Origin of the sequence: Sulfuricurvum sp. (assembly GCF_049277495.1) — a bacterium.
Taxonomy (GTDB): domain Bacteria; phylum Campylobacterota; class Campylobacteria; order Campylobacterales; family Sulfurimonadaceae; genus Sulfuricurvum.
In genome coordinates, this window is record NZ_JBASYM010000009.1 from 1 (window position 1) to 21963 (window position 21963).

Sequence of the window (21963 nt, forward strand, 5' to 3'; positions counted from 1 at the left end):
ATACTCACTGCGACCCGCGTTTAAATGCCGATCAGTCCCTTGAACTGGCCTTTTTGATTGCAGATACGCTTAAAGAAGCACATCGCTAATCTCTTTTTTCTACCCTGAGCTTTGTCGAAGGGTAGCCGGATTAGAGTAGCCGCCTTTATTTCTTCCGGCATTCGGGACAAATTCCCGAAACCACAACCGACACTTCATCCGCTTTATAATCACTCATCTCGATCGATTTTTGAATCAATACCCCCGGATCAAACGGGAGATCTTTAAGCTCGCCGCATGATTTGCATACTACGTGGGCATGGGATTCTTTTTCGATCTCATATTTGGTTTTTTGTCCTGGGATTTTTACTTCGCGTATCAGAGAAACATCCATCATCATATGAATATTTTTATAGAGCGTCGCCAATGAAATGGAGGAAAATTTATTTTTAATCGTATCATACAGATCATCGATACTGATGTGTCCCCGCTGCTGCATCAATTCAATGATTGCAAGGCGTTGCGGCGTAACTTTGAGACGATGGTTTTTAAGCAGGTGTTCGTATTTCATAATCCGCTATTATAAACAATGATAGGTGCCAAACTTTATAAAGAAGAAGAGGCGTGAAGAGTTTTGAAATAAATTTTAAGATTTTCCCCTACACAGAGGGGAAGTTACATCGAACTGAGGATTCGGATAAGTTCATCAGGTTTATTGGAGTACTGCAAAGCAGTCTCTTTGCTGACAATCTTTTTACGGAGGAACTCGACAATCTCCTGTGTTTGAGTTGTCATGTTGGTACCTTGCTGGTTCAACTGCATTTGAGAATAAAGCTGATGGACTTTATCTTCGCGGATAAGATTTTGAATCGCAGGATTGGTAATCATTACCTCCTGCGCCGCGATACGCCCTCCGCCGATTTTCGGTAAAAGAGCTTGAGAAATGACGGCGATCAGTGAGGTGGAGAGCTGTGCACGTACCTGAGGCTGCTCGTCACCTGAAAAGACGTCGATAATACGGTTGATGGTTTGCGGTGCAGAGTTGGTGTGCAAGGTTCCGAAAACCAAGTGCCCCGTTTCGGCGGCAGTCAATGCGGCAGAAATAGTCTCACGGTCACGCATCTCCCCGATCAGGATAACATCCGGGTCTTCACGAAGCGCATATTTAAGTGCCGCAGAGAAACTTCGGGTATCGGTTCCGATGTTGCGGTGCGAAAAGAGTGATTTTTTATTGGTATGGACGAACTCGACCGGATCCTCTACCGTAATGATATGGCGGGCTTCATTCAGATTGATTTCATTGAGCATGGCTGCCAACGTCGTCGATTTACCGCTACCGGTCGGTCCGGTAACGAGGATAAGCCCTTTTTCACGTTTGATGAGTTCTTTGAAAATCTTTTTGGAATTCAAATCTTCGAGGGACGGGATCGTAACTGGGATGATACGGAATGCACAGGCAACATCGTCCATTGTTTTGTAATAGTTGGCACGAAAACGGCCGACATCCGGGATGACGATCGAAAAGTCAAGCTCGTTATTCTCTTCAAACATTTTTTTCTGTTTCTCAGTGAGGAGCGAATATCCCATCTCTTCGATATCCTGACCATCCAGTACCGGAAGATTAAGAGCGACAAGTCTGCCGTCGATACGGATTTGCGGTTCAGAGCGGCTGACGAGATGAAGATCGGATGCCTTGTAGGCAACGACACTTTTGAGGAGTTTGTAGATATCTAATGATGCATTCATGATTCAAATATTCCTTCGTAATGAGATTCATCGTAACCGACGATCAGTTTATCGTTATATTCAATAACCGGCCGCTTAATGAGAAGATTATGTTCGCTCATTTGGTCTATTTTACCGTTTTCATCCAAATTTTGACTTTTAAGTCCTAAGGTCCGATAAGTCGTCCCTTTGGTATTCAAAAGAATAGAAAGAGGGGTTTTCGTGAGCCAGGCTTCAATTTTTTCACGCGGAACGGGAGCTGATTTAAAATCATGGAAAGTATATTCTATGGCGTGGGCATCTAAATATTTCAATGCTTTTTGTACGCTTCCGCAACTTTTAATTCCGTATACGTGTGTCATTGTCTACTCAATGATTTTCGGAACGATGAAGAAATGTTCTGATGAGTGGGGCGCATGAGCCAAAATATCATCATTGATAGCAGTGTCTACGGTTCCGACGTCTTCACGAAGATAGGTAGCGCTATCGCTCATTGAAAATGTCGGATCGATTCCATCCGTATTCAGCTCTGAGAGATTGTCGACGAATGCGACGATTTCACTGAGCTGCGCTATCATCTCTTCACGATGTTCTTGGGGAATTTGGAGATACGATAATTTTTCTAAACGTTGTAAGAGAGTTTCATCTATTTGCATGGTTAACCTAAGTCGTGGTAAATTTATAGAAATAATTGTACCCTAAAAATAGGTTTACTAAACTTTAACGTAGGGTGAGATATTATTGCCCCATTAATGAGTTGTAAAAGACAGGAGCTGTTTTGAGTCTAAAAGAGAATATGGATGCCCTCAAAGAGGAACTGAGTTCGGAAGAGAAGTTTTTTGAAAGTGCCGTACGTACTGAGCGTTTTGTCAAACGGTATCAAAAACCTTTGATTGCGGCGGTAGCGGCTTCGTTATTGGTAGTAGCCGGAGCGATCGGGTATCAGTCATATACGAATAGTAAAATGGAGAGTTCCAATGCGGCATTTAACGTGTTGCTGGTAAATCCGAGCGATGCAAAAGCGGAGGAGACTCTTAAAAATGACAATCCGAAACTGTATGATGTATGGAAACTGTCTCGCGGAATCGCCCAAAACGACGTAGCCATACTTGAGAGCCTTAAAAACTCTGAAGCCTTCGGGATAGCCGATATTGCCCAGTATGAAGCTGCTTCCATCAAAGGGGACATGCAATCATTGAACCAATACACGAAAAAACAAGGGGCCTTGTATAAGGACTTGGCATTGCTTGAACTTGCGGTCACGGCGATTGAAAAAGGGGATGTTTCTGGAGCTCATCAAAAAATTTCTCTTATCAGCGAAGATTCGCCTCTTTATCAAGTCGCTCAAGCGCTTTCTCATTACGGAGTAAAATAATGAAATTATCTACTATCGCTCTATCGCTCGGTGCCGTTATCCTCTTTAGCGGATGCTCACACAAAGAGGTTTTTAAACCGGAGAATGTCAAAGGCGAATGGCGTAACGCAGGACGTTTGAGTTCGTCGATCGATCAGACGACACAGACGGCTGCATTGCTGGAAAACGGCCATTTGTTGACTCAAAAAGGGGAGATGAACATTCAGATTCCTAAAGAGTACCGTCTGATCAATGCCAATGACACGTGGATCATAACGGAAAGCCCGGAGGGGAATTTGGTCCTTCTTCCTGCAGACGGAACCGATACCAAAGTCACTTTTGAGCTTAAACGGAGTGTCGCCGCAGCCAATATCCAAGGTGATACGGTAGCGATTTTGTTTACCAACAATGAGATGGCGCTTTATTCGCTTGAGAGCAAAAAGCTCCTTTTTAAACAATCTTCCAACGCTCCGGTAGCCGTGGATGCCCGTATCGCAAACCCTTATTTTCTGAAAGAACTGGTGCTGTTTTTAACATTGGACGGGAAAATCGTGATCGTCAATTCCGAAACGAAACAAATGTTGCGTTCGGTTGTCGTAAGCTCTGAAGAGTATTTTAATAATATCACCTATATGAACGTCATTGACAACAATATGGTCGCTGCGACCGGAAGTGCTGTTTTGGCACTCTCTCAAAAAGAGGCACGTGAGAAGTATGAGATCAGAAATATTGCTTCTACCGCTGAGGGGATATGGATAACGACGAAACAAGGCGAGATCATTGCACTTACTCCATCATTGCAGTTTAAAGCGAAGAAAAAATTTCCTTTTGCCCATTTCGTCGGTCTCAGTGTCCAAAATGACCGTGTATATGCTCTTGAACAAGAGGGTTACATGATCGCCTTAACGAAAAATCTTTTAGCCTTTGACGTGTACGATGTTGATTTGGACAGTGACAATAAAATTTTTGTCGGGGACGGAAGTTTTTATTTTGACGACCGCTATATCAATATCCAATAATGTCGAAAGAGCTTGACGCTTTTATCGAATACATTATCGTTATCAAAGCGCTTAGTCCTCGAACGATCGAGGCCTATCGCTATGATCTGAACGAGCTGGAAAATCTCTCTCATAAAAATCTCACCGAAATCGATTCCAATACCGTTCTTCGTATTCTGGGGACGATAACCAACAAACGGACGCTTAACCGGAAACTTTCTGCCTTTAACTCCTTTTTGGACTTTTGCCATCGCAGCCGCTTTGACCACACGTCATCAAAATTCCCCCTTTCAAAAGTACCTAAAAATCTTCCCAAATATTTGACCTTTGAAACGATCCAATCCGGACTCCAGCTCATCGACAAAAGTGAATGGATCGGGCTGCGTGATGCCGCCATACTCCTTTTTCTTTATGCAACGGGTGTGCGGATCAGCGAATGTCTCGCGGCAGAAGAGGGGGATATAGAGGGAGAATGGCTCCGTGTACGGCATGGTAAAGGTGAAAAAGAACGTTATGTTCCGATTGCGGCGGAGGCACTAAGGGCATTGAGGGCCTACCAAGAAGCGTGTCCCTACACGAAACGGACTTTATGGCTCAATTACCGCGGCGAACCGCTGAGCCGAATCTCCGCGTTTAAAATCACCCAAAAATATCTCGGGGTCTCACCCCATGCCCTGCGCCACTCCTATGCTACGGCACTGATCATCGGCGGTGCCGATCTTCGCGTCGTTCAGGAGCTGCTCGGACATGCATCGCTGTTGACGACGCAGATTTATACCCATATCCAAAAGCAAAATCTCCAAGAGACGGTTCTCCAACATCATCCGATGGCAAAATCTTGATATCTATCAATAGTTTAGTGACGCAATAAAGCTATCATCCTAAACAAAAAAGGAAGATCATGCAATACAGTTCATTTGTCGACGACATCGCCTACGGTGATACACAACCGATCATTACACCGATGTTCGCAAACGATTTTACGAAAGAGATCCGGATCGTATTCCGAGCAGGGCAATCGATGAAAGCCCATAAAACCTCGTTTCCCATTACGGTGATGATCGTCAAAGGGGCAATTGATTTCGGGGTAGGGGAAGATCGGCATTCTTTAAAAGCCGGAGATGTCGTTGCCTTGGAAGGAAATGTTATGCATGATCTGAATGCGGTTGAAGATTCGATTGTCCGTTTGAGTCTGCATAAAAGCGACAGTGTTGCACGGGTCAGCGGGGTACTTAAGCTATAATAGCGGCATGATATACTGTGACATCGGCAATACATCGGTTGATTTGTTTGAGAATGGGACGCGTACCAAGCTCAGCGTAGAGGGGTTTGACCCCCATATCCTTGTGGATGACGTTTATTACGTCAGTGTCAATGCGGCTTTGAACGAACGTATAAAAGAGTGTAAAAATTGGCATGATCTTCGAGCATTGATCGAATGGGAAAAGTATTACCCGACGATGGGGATTGACCGGATTATGGTGTGCGAAGCGGTTCCTGATGGGGTGATCGTTGATGCGGGCAGTGCGATAACCGTGGATGTCATGGAGGACGGGGAATATAGAGGCGGCTTTATCTCTCTCGGGATTCGCTCAGCCGAGGAAGCCTATGCGCGCCTCTCTCCCGCATTGAACGTGTCATTTAACTTTGAGGTAGATTTGACTATAATGGCGAAAAATACTCCCGATGCCCTCACGGTCGGTTTTTTAGCTCCGCTGATCGAGAAGATTGAGAGCCTCGGAAAACCTATTACCCTAACCGGAGGGGATGCCCGACTGCTAAGCCGTTTTTTGACAAAGGCAGTCGTGGAGGAAGATCTGATCTTCCAAGGGATGAAAAAGTTGATTGAAAAAGGTGTTAAATGCTAAGTGTCGCACTTCCCAAGGGGCGAATCGCCGAAGATACGTTAGAGATTTTCGAAACAATTTTCGGAAGCAGTTTTAAATTTGATGATCGCAAATTGATCCTTCAAACCGAAAATTTCAAGTTTTTATTGGTACGCAACCAAGATGTTGCGACCTATGTTTATCACCAAGCCGCCGATATCGGTGTGGTAGGGCTTGATACTCTTGAAGAACAAGGGCTGGATGTCATCCGTCTCTTGGATCTGCAAAAAGGCAAATGCCGCGTAGCAATCGGTATGCGCGCAGGCGAAAAACCCGATTTTACCAAAAGCGAGATCAAAGTAGCGACGAAGATGGTTAACATTACGAAGCGTTATTTTGCCGAGCGTGCCGTAGCCGCCGATATCATCAAGCTTTACGGTTCCATCGAACTGGCACCGCTGGTCGGACTGGCGGATATGATTGTCGATGTTGTTGAGACGGGAAGTACGATGAAGCAAAACGGACTCGAAGTCGTTGAGACCATCATGGAATCAACAACCCACCTGATAGCCAATAAAAACAGTTTTTTCGAGAAAAAAAGTGAAATTTTAGATATCTACGAAAAAATCAATGCTTTGATTTACGGAAAGCAATAATCAATTCACTTTTGATTAACAATAGATATCTACAATATCAGTAATTTAATAAGTCAAAGGATAGTTTATGTCAAGTACCTATACATCACGTATCGCGTTAGCATTGCTTTTTGCCGGTTCCGCAGTGATGGCAGATAGTTTTTCAACCGTAGAATACGCTAAAGTTATCCGCTCTACACCTATTCTTTCAACAATACAAGAACAGGTTCCGAGTGAAAAATGTTATGACGTTCAAGAACAAGTGAGTTCAGGAAGCAGTGGCACTAACGGTGTTGTCGGTGCAGTCGCCGGCGGTGCTCTCGGCGGTGTCCTCGGTCATCAGATCGGGGGGGGAACCGGTAAAACCGTTGCAACGGTAGGCGGTGCCATATTGGGAACATTGGCGGGTCAAAACGTTGCCAGCAATTACGGCGGCAACAGTGCTCCGACGTATCGTACGGTTCGTCGATGTGAAACGGTCAATACGGTTCGCACGCGCCAAGTGATGAGCGGCTATACCAATGTCGCGAAATTGAAAGGGAAAGAGATCGTTGTTGAAAGTGATCAAGCCCTTTCACAAATCCCGGTTACCGTTACTTACAGCTATTAATTCTTCAAACAGCCCCGTTTGGGGCTGAAAACTCTCATTTGTAACCATCTATTTAAAGTTTTTTTGTTAAAATAAAAGATATTTATTTTATTTTCTTCAGGAGTCTTTATGGCACTCAAAGTAGCGATTAACGGAACAGGGCGGATTGGAATTATTGTAGCCAAGATTATTGCCGAACGCAGTGATATCGAATTGGTTGCATTGAATACGACCGCAAAACCGGATATGCTCGAATATCTGCTCAAATTTGACAGTGTTCATCGCGGTATCGACGCCAAAGTAGTCGATGAAAACACGATTGCGATTGCCGGTAAAAATGTCCGAATGTTTCGTGAACGCGATATCGAAAAAGTCGATTTCGGAAGTACCGGAGCGGAAGTCGTTATCGAATGTACAGGGGTCTTTTTAGATCAGGAAAGCTGCCAAAAGCACCTGAAAAACGGTATTAAAAAAGTGATCATGTCCGCTCCGGCGAAGGATGATTCTCCGACCTATGTTTATGGGGTCAATTCAGACAGTTATCAAGGCGAAGCAATTATCTCCAATGCCAGCTGTACGACCAACTGCCTAGGGCCGATTTGTAAAGTGCTTGATGATGCATTCGGAATTGAGAACGGTCTGATGACAACAATCCACTCGTACACCAATGATCAGAATGTTTTGGATGTCAAGCATTCGAAAGATCCTCGACGGGCGCGTGCCGCAGCTCTTAATATGATCCCTACCTCTACGGGCGCCGCCAAAGCGATCGGTAAAGTAATGCCTCAGCTCCTCGGTAAACTCAACGGTTATGCGATGCGTGTACCGACTCCGGATGTCTCGGTAGTCGATTTAACGGTCAATCTCACGAAAGCCGTTACCAAAGAGGATATCCATGCTGCATTTAATACGGCTGCAGAAGGCTCATTCAAAGGACTGATCGAAGTCGATAACGACAAACGTGTTTCCACTGATTTTATCGGTTCAACCTACAGTTCGACGTATGTTCCTGATATGACCAGTGTGGTCGGAGGGCATACGGTTAAAGTTCTGGCATGGTATGACAATGAATGGGGATACAGCAGCCGACTGGTCGATATGACTGTCCTTATCGGTAATTATTAATGCTTAGGTATACGAACTATTTCGATACAAAAGCACTCGATCCTTTTACCCTTGAAAAAGGGTTTGAGGCAGTTCGTTATGAAGCCAACTCAGGGGAGGTCGGATATTACCATCTTCCTCTTTCATCCCAGAGTCTTGTGGAAGAGCTTGAAAGTGTTTATCATGAGATTGACCGCCGATTTAATACGATTGCCATCGTGGGAATCGGGGGATCGTCTTTGGGGATAAAAGCGATTGAGAGATTACTGCGCCCCAGCACCCCTAATGCTAAAAAACTCATTTATCTTGAAAATTCCGATCCTATCACCATTATGTCCGAAATGAAACAAATCGATAAGTTTCGGACCCTTTTTGTCGTAATATCCAAATCCGGCGGAACGGTAGAAACCCTCTCTATTTTCAAACGCCTCATTGTCAGTTTTGAATTGACGTTGGAGAACTCGGATCAGATTTATATCGTGAGTGACGAAGATTCGATCCTTTCTCATTTTGCGGATGAGAATCATCTGCGCCGTTTTGTCATTCCGACCAATGTCGGAGGACGTTTTTCGGTTCTAAGTGCTGTCGGCATGGTTCCTCTGACGTTGGCAGGGTTTGATACCGGAGCGATACTTCAAGGAGCTCAGAACTTTTTAGATCAGTTTTGGAACCGTCAAGAAGAGCATATGCTGCAAAAAGCAGCTTTTTATGTGACCCATCGGGATCAATATCCGATGAATGTTTTATTCGCCTATTCGGATACCTTTGAAGAGTTCGGAAAATGGGTAGTACAGCTCTGGGGGGAGTCCCTGGGTAAACGAAACCGCCGCGGAGAGCGGGTAGGGCTGACACCTATATCATTGATCGGATCGGTTGACCAGCACTCATTTTTACAGCTTATTATGGAAGGTCCGCTCAATAAAACGGTAACCTTTATGCATATAGAACATTCGGAAGAGCATTTGATGGTTCCGGACCTTTCTCTGCACCATTTGGAAAAAAGTGATTTTATCAATGGGAAAAGTTTTAACGATCTGATCAATGCCCAATGTCAAGCAACGATGCAAAGCGTTTTACAAAGCGGTGTCAGTGTGGATGAGATTGCGTGGAAACAGATCGATGAAGGTTCCGTCGGAGAATTGATTCTCTATTATGAACTTCTTACCTCTCTAAGCGGAGCGCTTTTAGAGATTAATACCTACGATCAGCCGGGTGTAGAAGTCGGCAAAAAAATATTAGCCGATTATTTTCAAAAGTAGGTTGAATGTTCTTAGGTGAATTCCTAAGAACGTTGAGAGAGATGCTCTTCGGATTCCCGGTTAAGACTATCCATCAACTGAAAGAGTATTTGACTTGATGCTTCCATTGAGGTGAAATTAGTGAGGATCTCTTCTTTGTGATCGATAGAGAGGTCTTCATGCTCAATAAAGTGTAAATTCTGATGCACTTTGCTATGCACTGCAGCATGGGGTGCTTCAATACTTCTAAAACTTGGCAGGTGGGAGAAACGTTCTTGCCCCGGCCCTGTCTCATACCATTTTCCTAGGCGGCAGTTGTGATGATCGGAAAATTGGTCTTCAATTTGACCATTGGCAATGGCTTTATAGGCATTTGATTTAAACATAATATGGTCGATTTTTGATAGCGTAATGAAGGTTGTATTTTCAATCGCCGTTGTCTGCAAAGCAGCTTTTTTCGCATTTTCATTAAACATATTGAGGGTAAGGCTGAAAGAATCAATCGATTGACTTGATTCATTGGCTATTTCGCTCATGTCTTCGGCATTCGAATGTATCTCCATTGTCTCTTGCTGGAGTGTTTGGACGGCGATAGCGATCTCGCCCGTTGCTTTTTGCGTCCGTTCGGCCAGTTTCCGTACTTCATCCGCCACGACCGCAAAGCCTCTGCCGTGTTCACCCGCACGTGCCGCTTCAATCGCGGCATTCAGGGCAAGGAGATTGGTTTGATCGGCAATATCTTTAATCAGATTGACAACGGAAGAGATCTCGCTCGTTTTTGCATTGAGTGAATTGATTGCCTCAGCCGACGTTTGGACTAACTCGATGAGGCGGCTGAGCTTAATATTGATGATCCCTAGTTCAGTGACCGATTCAGATGAACTGTCTGAGGTTGTTTGGCTGATTTCCGCAATCGTATGGAGCCTCTTAATCGTATTTTGCAAATCACCCTGGATAACCCCCAAGCCTCCTCCGGCACCTGCCCCAATCTTACCGATTTCACTGTTCAGAACGGATTTTTGGATATGTTTATAGGTTAAGTGCATCGATTTTATCGCTTTATTGACGAAATTGCTTGCTTCTTTGAATTCGCCTTGCAATCCTACGGTAATAATATTACGATGAAATTCATCACGGCTTGCCGCTTCTACACTTGCACGTATTTCTCGTATAAAAACTTCCGTTTGATCGAGCATATTGTTGGTATTCCAGCATAGTGTACTGAGTTCACCGTAGTCATGTATGTTCGTGATACGATTTTCTAGATAACCTTTTTCAGCCCCTTTAATAACGGTAGCGACTTCATGGATGGTTTTTTGCGTCTTATGAATATTGATGAAAATAAACCAGGCCAGCGCAAAATTTGCGAAATTCAGAAGACGGATCCAACTCCATCCGTCGACGAGCGTTTCGACGATCATTGCTATAACGAAGAGCGCGATCGAAGCAATATTGGCGTATTGGACTTTAGAGAGAGAGGATAAATTCGTCATAGGACATTCCTTTGTCTTTCAGCAATTGTTGGAGGGCATCTTCAGCAGCATTGATTCCGCCGCTGCGTTCTTTTTGAAGAAGTGATGCATAAAGCGGTTTGATAAAATCCAATGCTTTTTGTGTAGGTTTGCGACGGACGGAGTGGTAATTGCTTATTTTTCGATTTTCGTCAAACGAGGGGGTCACATGGGCAAATACCCAATAATAATCGTCATTTTTGGTTTTGTTTTTGACATAGGCAAAAATTTCTTTTCCCTCTCTGATTCTCTTCCATAAGAGCTTAAAAATCACGGCGGGCATATCGGGATGCCGAAGGATTTTATGGGGCTGATTGAGAATATCCTTCTCATCATAGCCGGATATTTGGATAAAAAGCTCATTGCCGTAGGTTATTTTACCGGTAAGATCGGTTTTGGAGACAATAAATTCATCCTCTCCAAAAGTTATTTCATTGTTAGCCATTAAAGCCCTCATCTGTATAATAAAATATCATAAACTGTTTCCGTTAGTCTAACAGCCATTTCCTGAATGTTTTCCCTTTTATAGGGCGGCTGACAAATTTTTGGTAAATATTGTCAGCTTTGGGTCGGGCTACCGCAACATAGCTAAGATGATCTAACTGATCAATTTTGCCAATGTCTTCTTGTGTCAGTCCGCACTCGTTAATCAGTGCACCGACAATATCTCCGGCACGAAGTTTGTCTTTTTTTCCTGCATCGATACAGATGGTACGCATCAATGTTTTTAGTGGAGATGCATCTTTAATACTAGGAAGTTCAACAGGGGTAATTGAACGTTTTAATTCAAGAAAACGTTCATATTGGTGGCGATTGACCAGAGTAATCGCTATCCCGTTTTTTCCCGCCCTTCCGGTTCTTCCGATGCGGTGTGTGTAGCGTTCGTTTTGAATCGGCACTTCGTAATTGATAATGGCGTCAAGCCCTTCAATATCAATACCGCGTCCTGCGACATCGGTAGCGACAAGAATAGGGGCACTTAAATTTCGAAACTGAATAATCGCTTCATTCCGGTCAAACTGCTCCATGTCGCCATGCAAAGTGAGGGCATGGATGCCGATGCGGTTGAGATCCTCACATAAAGCGTTTGCGTCTACTTTCGTATTACAAAAAATGATCGTATTGGTAATAGAGTGGAGGTTCAGCACTTTGGCGATCGCGGGGAGTTTATCATTGCACAGGTAGGCAATTTCCTCGATTTTCGGCTTACTGACCGCATGCTCGGTAGTAAGCATGACCGGCTCTTTCATAAACTCCGAGGTAATCGCTTGAATCGATTCGGGAAAAGTAGCTGAGAACAGAAGAGTCTGGCGTGAAGGAGGGGTGAAACCTAAGATAGAGGTGATATCTTCGATAAATCCCATATCGATCATTTGATCGGCTTCATCCAACACGACGGTCTGTATCTGAGCCGTATCAAAGGCATCCATCTGAAGCAGTTTTAAAACCCGACCGGGTGTTCCGACGATGATATGTGCTCCGTGCTTGAGAGAATGGAGCTGTCCGCGCATCGGGACACCCCCGCAGAGGGTCAGGATTTTGATATTGCCGATTTCTGATGCACAGGAACGGATTACTTTGGCCACTTGCTCAGCCAGCTCTCGGGTAGGGCAGAGGATCAGAGACTGGATACCGAATGATTTAGGGTTGATTCTTTCCAATACGCCTAAGCCGAAGGCCAGGGTTTTACCGCTGCCGGTTGCGGCTTGGGCGATACAATCTTTTTTTTCTAAGATAATAGGGAGGGCAGATGCCTGTATCGGGGTCATTTTTGTAAATTCAAGGCGTTTTAATGCCTCTTTCAGAGGTTGTCGTAATGCTAAGGTGTCAAATGAGGGCATAAAGTCGCTTTGTAAAGTAGATAACAAATTATAGCATAGTTGAGGAATCCCCCTGTACAGGGGGAGTTGCGGGGGGTAGCTTATACCGCTTTAATCGTAACGCCGTATTTCTCTTCCGCTACATTGCGTGCTTCAAGGTGATAGTTCGCAATTTCGTTAAAGTTGAGATATTTATAAACTTCATCCGCTTTACCGGCAAGTTTTTGAGGAACGATACTCATGTACTCCGCTACGGTCGGGATACGGCCGAGTTTCGCACATACGGATGCGAGCTCAGCACTTCCAAGATAAACCTGGGTCCCTTTACCGAGACGGTTGTCAAAGTTACGGGTAGAGGTAGAGAATACGGTTGAACCTTCACGTGAACTCGCCTGGTTACCCATACAAAGTGAACATCCCGGAACTTCTGTCGTTGCGGCGATATCTTTGTAGACGTCGTAGTACCCTTCATTGATAAGCTGCTGCTCATCCATGCGGGTCGGCGGAACGATCCAGAATTTTTCAACGGCGATTTTACCTTCACCGCGCATCACTTCACCGGCAGCGCGGTAGTGACCGATATTGGTCATACAGCTGCCGAGGAATACTTCATCAATTTTTTCACCTGCAACGTCACTGAGAAGTTTAACGTTATCTGGATCATTCGGGCATGCCAATATCGGCTCGGTGACTTCATTAAGATCGATTTCGATGATCGCTGCATACTCTGCATCCGCATCCGGCTCCATCAATGACGGAGCAGCCAACCACTCTTTCATTTTATCGGCACGGCGCTGAAGGGTACGTGCATCTTCGTAACCGTCCGCGATCATTGATTCGATCAAGGTGACGTTTGATTTTAGGTATTCGATGACCGGTTCTTTGTTCAAACGGACGGTACATGCCGCTGCTGAACGCTCAGCCGAGGCATCGGAAAGTTCAAACGCTTGCTCGACTTTCATGTTTGGAAGACCTTCGATCTCTAAAACACGTCCGTTGAAAATGTTTTTCTTTCCTTTTTTCTCAACGGTCAACAGGCCTTGTTTGATAGCATAATACGGGATCGCATTGACGAGATCACGTAATGTGATACCCGGCTGCATGTCTCCTTTGAAACGTACCAAAACCGATTCCGGCATTTCAAGAGGCATTGCACCGGTAACTCCGGCAAATGCAACGAGACCTGAACCCGCAGGGAAACTGATACCGATCGGGAAACGGGTGTGCGAATCACCGCCGGTTCCGACGGTATCCGGGAGAACCATGCGGTTCAACCATGAGTGGATAACTCCATCGCCCGGACGAAGAGCAACACCGCTGCGTGAGCTGATGAATGCCGGCAATGTCGCGTGCAATTTAACGTCTGAAGGTTTCGGATACGCTGCCGTGTGACAGAAAGACTGCAATACGAAGTCCGCTGAGAAACCGAGAGCTGAAAGCTCTTTGATCTCATCACGGGTCATCGGTCCGGTAGTATCTTGGCTTCCTACCGTGCTTGTGACAGGCTCACAATACATCCCCGGGCGTACACCATCGAGTCCGCATGCACGTCCCACCATTTTTTGAGCAAGAGTGTATCCTTTGCCGGTATCCGCAGGCTGGATCGGTTTGGCGAAAATAGCTTCAGGCTCCATACCCAATGCCGTACGCGCTTTATTGGTCAATCCGCGTCCGATAATCAATGGGATACGTCCGCCTGCACGTACTTCGTCTTCGATCGTATTCGGGCGAAGGGCGAAATTGGCAATCACCGAACCGTTTTTCGTGATGGTTCCCGCTTTGGTATCGATATCGAGGACATCGCCTGTTTCCATTTGAGATACATCCGCTTCGATCGGCAATGCACCGGAATCTTCACACGTTGCAAAGAAAATCGGAGCGATAATACTTCCGATGACGACACCGCCTGTTCGTTTGTTCGGGATACCCGGAATATCGTCACCCATGTGCCATTGAACGGAGTTCGCGGCTGATTTACGGCTTGAACCGGTTCCGACGACGTCACCGACGTAAGCGATTTGCATCCCTTTTTCTTTCAGTTCAGCGATTTTTGCGATACCTTCCGGCATTTTTGCCGAAAGCATAGTTGTCGCGTGAAGCGGGATATCCGAACGGGTAAATGCCGCACTCGCAGGAGAGAGGTCATCGGTATTGGTTTCACCCGGGAATTTGAAGACCACGACACTGAATTTTTCAGCAAGCGGTTTTTTACTGGTGAACCACTCTGCATTGGCCCAGCTGGTCAAAACGTCTTTGGCATACGTGTTGGTTTTGGAAAGGTCGACGATGTCATTGAATGCGTCATAAACCAAAAGAGTATGTTTAAGTTCATGCGCCGCTTCATTAGCAATCGCATCATTGCTGAGTGCATCGATAAGAGGCTTAACATTGTAACCTCCGACCATTTTGCCGAGGATTTTAATCGCCGCTTTTTTGTGATCATCGCTATTGATGTCACTGTTGTCGCTCAAGAAAGCTTTGACTTGACCTTGGACGACTTGGTGCAAAAATGCTGCTTTTACGTGTGCACCGTCATCAACGCCGGGATTGACACGCTCTGCCAACATCTCTACCAACTCATTGTTTTTAGAAGTTGATGCTGTAATAAGTGCTACCAAATCGGTAACTTGATCTTTGGTAAGGGGGAATGGAGGGATTCCCTGTGCTGCGCGTTCCGCTACATGTGCTTTATATTCGTCCAAAAAAGCCATAGTGACTCCTGTGCATGTTAATTTTGAATGATTATATCAGAAGAAAAAATGAGTTTTATTAATATGTTACTTTTCTACACAAATGTTTTGATCAAATGGGGATTATTTGGGTAATAATGTAACACTATATTCTTTGCATTTATATTGACATAAAATTGGATTCGAAAATGATAGGAAAAAAAGTTACAAATGAGATGAAAAAGGGGAGATTCTCCGAAATGGAGAATTAAAATGGATCGTTGAGGATGATATCGCGATTCCCTTTGGAATTAGGAGCTGAGAGGACACCGTTGTTTTCAAGCTGTTCGATAAGGGTCGCCGAACGGTTATAGCCGATTTGAAGCCGACGCTGCAAATAGCTGATCGATGTTTTCTGCTCGCTGAGGATAATGTTTTTAGCCTCTTCGTAAAGCTCATCCAGTGGCTTGTTGTCCGTCGTGTCACTGCTGCTTTTGGCACTGTTTCCGTTATCGAACAAATACCGGCGGTCATAATCGGGTTCACGCTGGGCTTTCAGAAAGTCTACCACTTTCTCAATTTCACCTTCAGTGCTCCATGGCGCATGCAGCCTGACCAGACCGCTCATCCCCGGAGGGGTAAAGAGCATGTCCCCGCGGCCGAGAAGCGATTCTGCCCCCATTCCGTCAAGGATGATTTTACTGTCGATTTTTTGCCCCACTTTATAGCTGATACGTGAGGGGAGATTGGCTTTAATAAGCCCGGTCACAACATCGACACTCGGGCGTTGGGTCGCAACGATCAGATGGATACCGCTGGCACGTGCCATTTGGGCGAGACGGGCGATGGAATATTCGACATCTTTGCCGCTGGTCATCATCAAATCGGCGAGCTCATCGATGATGACGACAATATACGGCAGAGGCTCTCTTTTTTCGGATTTTGCTTTTTCATTGAAGTTTTCAATATTTTTGGTCCGCGTTTCACTCATGAGCTGATAGCGACGTTCCATTTCGCTGACCATATTGTTCAACGCGGCTATCGCTTCTTTCGGTTTGGTAATAACCGGAGTAAGAAGGTGCGGGATGTCGTTGTAAACCGAAAATTCGAGCATCTTCGGGTCAATCATCAGCAGTCTGAGCTGATCCGGAGAATTTTTATAAAGCAGACTCAAAATCATCGAATTAATCCCGACACTTTTACCGCTTCCGGTCGTCCCTGCAATGAGAAGGTGGGGAAGTTTTTTCAAATCGGTGATAAACGGATTTCCGACAATATCTTTGCCCAATATCAAGGTAAGCGGAGATGCCGCTTCTTGGAAAAGCTTGCTTTCGAGCATCTCCCGTATGTAAATCGTCTCAACCGTTTTATTCGGGATCTCGATCCCTACGACATCTTTGCCCGGAATCGGAGCTTGAATACGGATAGTCTGGGCGCGAAGTGCCATAGCCAAGTCATCCTGCAGTCCCAAGATCTTGGATACTTTGATATTGGCAGCCGGTTTGAATTCAAAGGTAGAAACGACCGGACCGGCATAGGTTCGTACAACATCGCCGTCAATATTAAAATGGGCCAGTTTCTCGATGAGATCACGGATCTTGTCGTCGAGCTCCGCTTCATCGACGGTATTTTGTTTTTTAGGGGCGTGCTGAAAAAAATCAACAGGGGGAAGTTTGAAATTTTTAGGTTTTTCACTCACCCCGCGATCGATTTGATCCAAAAGAATTTTGTTCTCTTCGAGTTCTTCGACGACGAGGGCATGCTGTTTGGATTCTTTGACTTTTTTGGCCATACTTAAGATCGTAGACTCTTTTTCTTCTGCTACAGGTTCCTGAAACGTTTCCTCAAGAGCAACGGGCACATAAGTATCTTCGATCAATGCCGGAGTTTCTCCGATAAAGTCCGGTTCACTGAGAGGCGTCGTATTCTCTGAGACTGCAAACGATTCCTTTTCATAGGCTATATAGGGACTGTCGCCGCTAGTGGTATTTTCCTGATAAGGGTCATCCTCCGGGACTTTTGTCTTGGTCGGTGTGGGCTGAGTTTTTTGGACAGGTTTAGAGGTATTCATCGGTTTGTCCATGTACTCTTTTAGCGGCTGGGCAAGTTCTGAGAGACTTTGCTCCAAAACAAGGACGAGAGAGACCGCTACCATCATCAGCCATAAAATCCATAATCCGAATGTTCCGATGTAGACGGATAAAAAGTCCACAATCATGCCGACAAAAGCACCTCGATACATCCCCTCGACGACGATGGCTTGAAAAAAGAGGAGGGCAAAAAAGAGTAGGGCAAAAATCCCTGTCATTTCATATCGGCGATGCATCTCCCCGTCAAATTTATACCAATAAAACAGGGGTACCATCAGCAGCAGCAAATAGGTAAAGGCAACATATCCGAATGTATATACATTTGATCTGGCAAAAGATGCCCCGTATTCACCAATAATGGATGCATCTCCGATAATCGTGGCGATGCCTAAATAAAATAAAATACCAAAACCGGCTATAAAAAGTGTATCGCGTAAAATAGGAAATCCTTGAAATCAGGTTGAAAAGTGATTTTATTATAGCAAAAAAGGGGATAGATACCCCTTTTATTGCAGATTGCTATAAATAGTTGACGAGCGAGAGTTGGGAAACTTTAGAGATATTTGCTAAGAGCGCCTGGTAGTTGAGACTGAGCTGCTGCATGCGTAAAGTCGCTTCGGCAATATCGGTATCGACAACATCCGATTGCAGTATTTTCGTGCTGACAATCAGCAAATCGCTTCGATCCGATGATGCCTGCAAGACTTGGGAATAGGTCCCTGCCTGTGTCTGGAGTTTGCTGACATGGTCTGAAAGATCATCCAGTTTTTGTATGGCGTTTTGTATCCCCAAATTACGCGGATCATTTGGTTCATTACCGTCGGGATAGGTTTTGCCTTCTTCAATGGATTTGATCATGGCATCAATTTCCGCAAAAAAGTTCTTTTTGGGGTCACTGATCGTGATAGCGTTGTTTGCTTGAAAGGACAATGCGTTTCCGCTGATTAAAGGGGGGAAGAAACTGCTGGTCGTTGTGTCGTACAAGGCAAGTTCGGCAGATGTCGTCGAGTGGGTCAAATCTTCAAAGGAGAGTTTACCGTCGCTGGTCAAAGAGACTTTCCCTAATTTATTCGCATTGGTAATGGCACTGTCATAATCGATGGGATCATTTCCCGGATTGGGAACCGTCGGATAGGAATCCGTTACCGCCATGTTGACGATATCCATCAGTTGGCGATAGGTTATTTCGTCCGCTTTTGAGGGGATACCTTCTCCCGCTTCTTTGACTCCCGTGGTTACCCCGATCGTGTCATCAAAGGCTGTTCCGTATATATTGTAGGCATTTCCTGTCAAATTATCGGTAAACGTTGAGGGGGTACCTAATAAAATACTGACATCATAGGCCGTTCCATTGATATTGGTCCCCTTGAGCGCCATAACCCTTCCGTCGACGGTGGTCATTCCGGAAACGTCGACAAGCTTGCTGGAAGCGGTTGCATACTCATTGGTGGAATTGGTGATTTGGGCTACATTGGAAATGAGCTTTGCACCGTCTTTGGTAAAGTTTAACTGATCGTAGACCAAACCTTGGATCGTATCGGCAGGATTGCTGGAAGTCAGGCCGCTTTTGATAAATTCTTTGATGTATAAGGTATTGCTGCCGGAGAGGACGTTTTTAAAATCGGTCGTTCCCGCTTGCAAGTCGGAGATATCCGTCGTATCGGCTTTATCAGTCCCGCTCGTATCAAAATCAACGGCGCCGACCATATGGAAATCCAGTTTGCTGGAGCCGTTTATTTTGTCCGTAATTTGAATCTGGCCGCGCGCGTTTAAAGTTACATCCACTTGATCTGATCCGTAAGCATCGCTAACCTCACGCATTAAATCGTTGACGGTCGCATCCATAGACAAGCTGATTTTTTGTTTGAAGGTATCCCCGTTCGTCTTTGTCCCCTGAATATAGAAGTAAGATGTTTTACCGGAATCATTCGTAGTATCCGCATCCGTATCCCCCATCAAGTCGCGTATCGTATTCTCAGGGGTAATATAGACATCTTGGGGAGACGTTGTGGTAGCATTCAAATTGTTCATAATACTGGGATAAAGGCTGGTAAGGCTCAATTGGGAGACATTGGTCGTGATAGAGCGGTAAATATTGCTCTCGTTCCCTAAAAAGAGGTCGTTTCCTGAAATGTTGTATTTTTGTTTGACCCCTGAACCTAGAAATGCCTGCAAACTCTGGTCATTGCCCTGATAATCGCCGTTTGCGTCAATCGGCTTCTGCGTCATCGCGGTTCCGGAAAAAAGAAACTGCCCGCCGATCGATGTATTCGCCAACGTCATAAGGTGATCTTGAAGTCCGCGTAATTCTTTGGCTATGGCTTGCTTACTGCTGTCTGATTGCGTATCATTCGCTGCATTGACCATTTTCACTTTCATAGTTTCGAGCGTTTTAACAATGTCACCGATCGTGCTGTCTGTTTGGGTCGAAAATTTGTAAGCGCTCTGAGCACTGCTTTTTACTTGCGTCAGCGTCGTAATCTCGTCATCCAAACGAAGCGTATCGATAAAGACGCCCGGATTATCATGCGCATACTGAATTTTCATACCGGATGAAATTTGTTTGTTGACATCAAATAGCTGTTTATTTATTTTATTATTTTCGCCATAAATATTATTGTAAAATGATCCTGCAGTTACTCTCACGTCAAATCCTTTTGTGTAAGCTTATGTGTCTTAAGCAATAAAAGTTCCATACCCTAATATCGGCAAAAGATAAAAATCGATTAGCAAAAGCACTTTTACGTATCTTTAAGCAAACGATGCCTATAATTCCGTCCTCTTCAAACACATGCCAGTGTGGTGAAATGGTAGACACGCCGGATTCAAAATCCGGTGGCGCGAGTCGTGGCGGTTCGAGTCCGCCCACTGGTACCACGAGATTACCCTATTTTTAGGGCTTTCCCAACAACTTCTTTTTCATTTGTGCCCGTTTTGAGCCCAAGCAAACAAATCAATCTTTTTGAGTATAGAGTTCTTCTTTAAATTTAAACATAATTCCTTTATTAAGTAGGGAATATATCTGTTAACGCGATACCGCTGTATAAAAAAGAGCTTTGATCATGCACTTAAATACATTGAAACGTATGGGCTATACTGGCTTTATCGTGAATACTCCGATTTGATACAAAAATAACTATTTGGAATGACCCCAAAGAGCAGAGACTTTTTAAGACGATGATTGGTACGATAAGCGATGCTTTTCGATGATCTGTGTAAATGCCGTTTGCAGCATCGCAACATCTGCCAGCTCACCGCGTTTTGCTTTACCCTTAAGATCGTAGAGTTCAAAAAGACGTTCAATATCTTTTCTGCGGAGTTCGAAATGTTTTGCTTCGATTGATCTGAGGAGCCCCTCGCTGATGGCAATTTGTTGTGCTTTGTTTGCTTCAGTCCACGCATCGCCCATGTATACATAGACAATCAAATCAGTGACGGGATAGTGACCTTTTCGTATGTAGGTGTAGTCCTCGAAATATCGTTTCAGTCGATTTAATGGCATCTGCTTTCCTTCTGCATCGCTTTAGGTTGTCAAGAATTGCTTTATGGCTGTTGCTTGCGTGCTGCTTTTTTCGCTGCTTTTTCCGCACGGAACCTATCCAGATCGGTTGCTTTTGTCTGCTCAATGAGATCAATCAGTTCCTCTTCAGATAATAATCCCGGTGTTTTGAAAATAACCGTCTTCTCTTTCATAAGTACCGTCGTTGGAAGATTCTGGATAAAGAAATAGTCTGAAATCCCAGTTTCCTCTTCCGTATGGAGTTTTGCAAACGTGATGTCGGGGTATTTTCCAGATACTTTTTCAAATATCAGTCCATACTGTTTGCACGGAGTACACCACTGCGACCAAAAATCGATAACCACTATCTCGTTCTCCTGAACGGTTTTATCATAATTCTCTTTTGTCAATATGAGCATATTCCGTAGTATCCTGTTTTCGAAGTCGTCATTCCTTTTGATCTTTCTAAATCCTAGCCAGCATGACAATGACAAAAGGTACCGGACTTTTGGGAGCAGCAGCAGCTTCAAAAATCCCCATAAATGAAGTCGCAATCGCTTTGATCTGAGGTGCGGTGTATTCATGCTCGAAGGATTCATCGAGAACTTCCATTATTTTATCGACAGCGATGTCGAGACGACTCTCGTCGAGTTCAGCAAATCCCAATCCTTTGTCCCATGAGCAACAATGCGGAAAAGTATGAAAAGTCTCCGTGATCGCTTCATCATCTAAGTCCTCAAGCAGTTTGTATTCACGGACAAAATCGATTATCTGGTTCAGTTTGCAGACCATAGTATCCCCCTAATAATGATGTTTCCTAAAATGCATAAATCATGCGTGAGCGTAGGGTTTCAGTAGAATACTTTATGTATATTGTTTTCATAGAGTCGTTTGCAGGGAGAATTTAGTGCATCAATGTTTGGTAG

Annotated in this window: 23 protein-coding genes and 1 tRNA gene; 11 read left to right on the forward strand and 13 right to left on the reverse strand. The window is 44.7% G+C overall.

Annotated features, from left to right (window positions below; genetic code table 11):
• The coding region (locus WAO38_RS02055) for a 3-deoxy-7-phosphoheptulonate synthase (protein ID WP_422233906.1) at positions 1 to 89 on the forward strand (89 nt) is incomplete at its 5' end.
• Positions 90 to 145: 56 nt separating this feature from the next.
• On the opposite strand, the gene WAO38_RS02060 is transcribed toward WAO38_RS02055, so the two are convergent.
• From WAO38_RS02060 to gatC, 4 genes are all read right to left on the reverse strand, one after another.
• A complete protein-coding gene (locus WAO38_RS02060; protein WP_422233867.1) occupies positions 146 to 550 on the reverse strand; it encodes a Fur family transcriptional regulator in 405 nt (134 codons plus the stop codon).
• Between the two features lie 104 nt (positions 551 to 654).
• The gene (locus tag WAO38_RS02065) at positions 655 to 1725 is read right to left on the reverse strand and encodes a type IV pilus twitching motility protein PilT (RefSeq protein WP_422233868.1); all 1071 of its coding nucleotides are present in this window, start codon (positions 1723 to 1725) and stop codon (positions 655 to 657) included.
• A complete protein-coding gene (locus WAO38_RS02070; RefSeq protein WP_422233870.1) occupies positions 1722 to 2066 on the reverse strand; it encodes an arsenate reductase family protein in 345 nt (114 codons plus the stop codon). The genes WAO38_RS02065 and WAO38_RS02070 overlap by 4 nt, the downstream gene beginning before the upstream one ends.
• Before the next feature lie 3 nt (positions 2067 to 2069).
• The gene (gene gatC / locus WAO38_RS02075) at positions 2070 to 2360 is read right to left on the reverse strand and encodes an Asp-tRNA(Asn)/Glu-tRNA(Gln) amidotransferase subunit GatC (RefSeq protein WP_422233871.1); all 291 of its coding nucleotides are present in this window, start codon (positions 2358 to 2360) and stop codon (positions 2070 to 2072) included.
• Positions 2361 to 2482: 122 nt separating this feature from the next.
• Here gatC and WAO38_RS02080 point away from each other — a divergent pair, with 122 nt between their 5' ends.
• From WAO38_RS02080 to WAO38_RS02120, 9 genes are all read left to right on the forward strand, one after another.
• On the forward strand, positions 2483 to 3079 hold the full coding sequence (locus WAO38_RS02080; protein ID WP_422233873.1) for a hypothetical protein: 597 nt from the start codon (positions 2483 to 2485) through the stop codon (positions 3077 to 3079).
• Positions 3079 to 4077 carry a hypothetical protein gene (locus WAO38_RS02085; RefSeq protein WP_422233875.1) on the forward strand — a complete coding sequence of 333 codons (999 nt, stop codon included), beginning with the start codon at positions 3079 to 3081 and terminating at the stop codon, positions 4075 to 4077. Before WAO38_RS02080 ends, WAO38_RS02085 begins: the two co-directional genes overlap by 1 nt.
• Positions 4077 to 4898 (forward strand): tyrosine-type recombinase/integrase, encoded by an 822-nt coding sequence (locus WAO38_RS02090; RefSeq protein ID WP_422233877.1) that lies wholly within the window; start codon positions 4077 to 4079, stop codon positions 4896 to 4898. Before WAO38_RS02085 ends, WAO38_RS02090 begins: the two co-directional genes overlap by 1 nt.
• 59 nt (positions 4899 to 4957) lie before the next feature.
• Positions 4958 to 5299 (forward strand): cupin, encoded by a 342-nt coding sequence (locus tag WAO38_RS02095; RefSeq protein WP_422233879.1) that lies wholly within the window; start codon positions 4958 to 4960, stop codon positions 5297 to 5299.
• A gap of 7 nt (positions 5300 to 5306) precedes the next feature.
• Complete coding sequence (locus tag WAO38_RS02100; protein WP_422233881.1) at positions 5307 to 5924, forward strand: type III pantothenate kinase; 618 nt, start codon at positions 5307 to 5309, stop codon at positions 5922 to 5924.
• Complete coding sequence (gene hisG, locus WAO38_RS02105; RefSeq protein WP_422233883.1) at positions 5918 to 6538, forward strand: ATP phosphoribosyltransferase; 621 nt, start codon at positions 5918 to 5920, stop codon at positions 6536 to 6538. The genes WAO38_RS02100 and hisG overlap by 7 nt, the downstream gene beginning before the upstream one ends.
• Positions 6539 to 6605: 67 nt before the next feature.
• Positions 6606 to 7127 (forward strand): glycine zipper 2TM domain-containing protein, encoded by a 522-nt coding sequence (locus tag WAO38_RS02110; RefSeq protein WP_422233885.1) that lies wholly within the window; start codon positions 6606 to 6608, stop codon positions 7125 to 7127.
• Positions 7128 to 7235: 108 nt separating this feature from the next.
• Complete coding sequence (gene gap / locus WAO38_RS02115) at positions 7236 to 8231, forward strand: type I glyceraldehyde-3-phosphate dehydrogenase (protein WP_422233887.1); 996 nt, start codon at positions 7236 to 7238, stop codon at positions 8229 to 8231.
• Complete coding sequence (locus WAO38_RS02120) at positions 8231 to 9469, forward strand: glucose-6-phosphate isomerase (RefSeq protein WP_422233889.1); 1239 nt, start codon at positions 8231 to 8233, stop codon at positions 9467 to 9469. The genes gap and WAO38_RS02120 overlap by 1 nt, the downstream gene beginning before the upstream one ends.
• Before the next feature lie 23 nt (positions 9470 to 9492).
• On the opposite strand, the gene WAO38_RS02125 is transcribed toward WAO38_RS02120, so the two are convergent.
• The 6 genes from WAO38_RS02125 to WAO38_RS02150 all read right to left on the reverse strand — a co-directional run bounded on the left by WAO38_RS02125 (position 9493) and on the right by WAO38_RS02150 (position 20184).
• Entirely contained in the window at positions 9493 to 10941 is a 1449-nt protein-coding gene (locus WAO38_RS02125) for a methyl-accepting chemotaxis protein (RefSeq protein WP_422233891.1), read from the reverse strand.
• Entirely contained in the window at positions 10916 to 11404 is a 489-nt protein-coding gene (locus tag WAO38_RS02130) for a PAS domain-containing protein (RefSeq protein WP_422233893.1), read from the reverse strand. The genes WAO38_RS02125 and WAO38_RS02130 overlap by 26 nt, the downstream gene beginning before the upstream one ends.
• Before the next feature lie 43 nt (positions 11405 to 11447).
• A complete protein-coding gene (gene dbpA, locus WAO38_RS02135) occupies positions 11448 to 12800 on the reverse strand; it encodes an ATP-dependent RNA helicase DbpA (RefSeq protein WP_422233895.1) in 1353 nt (450 codons plus the stop codon).
• Positions 12801 to 12880: 80 nt separating this feature from the next.
• Positions 12881 to 15490, reverse strand: a complete 2610-nt coding sequence (gene acnB, locus WAO38_RS02140; protein ID WP_422233896.1) for a bifunctional aconitate hydratase 2/2-methylisocitrate dehydratase — start codon at positions 15488 to 15490, stop codon at positions 12881 to 12883.
• Positions 15491 to 15716: 226 nt separating this feature from the next.
• Positions 15717 to 17978 (reverse strand): DNA translocase FtsK 4TM domain-containing protein, encoded by a 2262-nt coding sequence (locus tag WAO38_RS02145; RefSeq protein ID WP_422233908.1) that lies wholly within the window; start codon positions 17976 to 17978, stop codon positions 15717 to 15719.
• A 79-nt stretch (positions 17979 to 18057) separates the two neighbouring features.
• Positions 18058 to 20184: a flagellar biosynthesis protein FlgL gene (locus WAO38_RS02150; RefSeq protein WP_422233898.1), complete on the reverse strand. Its 2127-nt coding sequence runs from the start codon at positions 20182 to 20184 to the stop codon at positions 18058 to 18060.
• A 147-nt stretch (positions 20185 to 20331) separates the two neighbouring features.
• On the opposite strand from WAO38_RS02150, the gene WAO38_RS02155 reads away from it, so the two are divergent.
• A tRNA-Leu gene (locus tag WAO38_RS02155) sits at positions 20332 to 20415 on the forward strand.
• Between the two features lie 292 nt (positions 20416 to 20707).
• Here the strand turns inward: WAO38_RS02155 and WAO38_RS02160 are convergent.
• From WAO38_RS02160 to WAO38_RS02170, 3 genes are read right to left on the reverse strand one after another with little or no spacing between them, the layout of a single operon-like run.
• Entirely contained in the window at positions 20708 to 21040 is a 333-nt protein-coding gene (locus WAO38_RS02160; RefSeq protein ID WP_422233900.1) for a hypothetical protein, read from the reverse strand.
• Between the two features lie 41 nt (positions 21041 to 21081).
• Positions 21082 to 21456, reverse strand: a complete 375-nt coding sequence (locus WAO38_RS02165; protein ID WP_422233902.1) for a thioredoxin family protein — start codon at positions 21454 to 21456, stop codon at positions 21082 to 21084.
• Between the two features lie 46 nt (positions 21457 to 21502).
• Positions 21503 to 21829 (reverse strand): hypothetical protein, encoded by a 327-nt coding sequence (locus WAO38_RS02170; protein ID WP_422233904.1) that lies wholly within the window; start codon positions 21827 to 21829, stop codon positions 21503 to 21505.
• Positions 21830 to 21963: the final 134 nt, after the last annotated feature.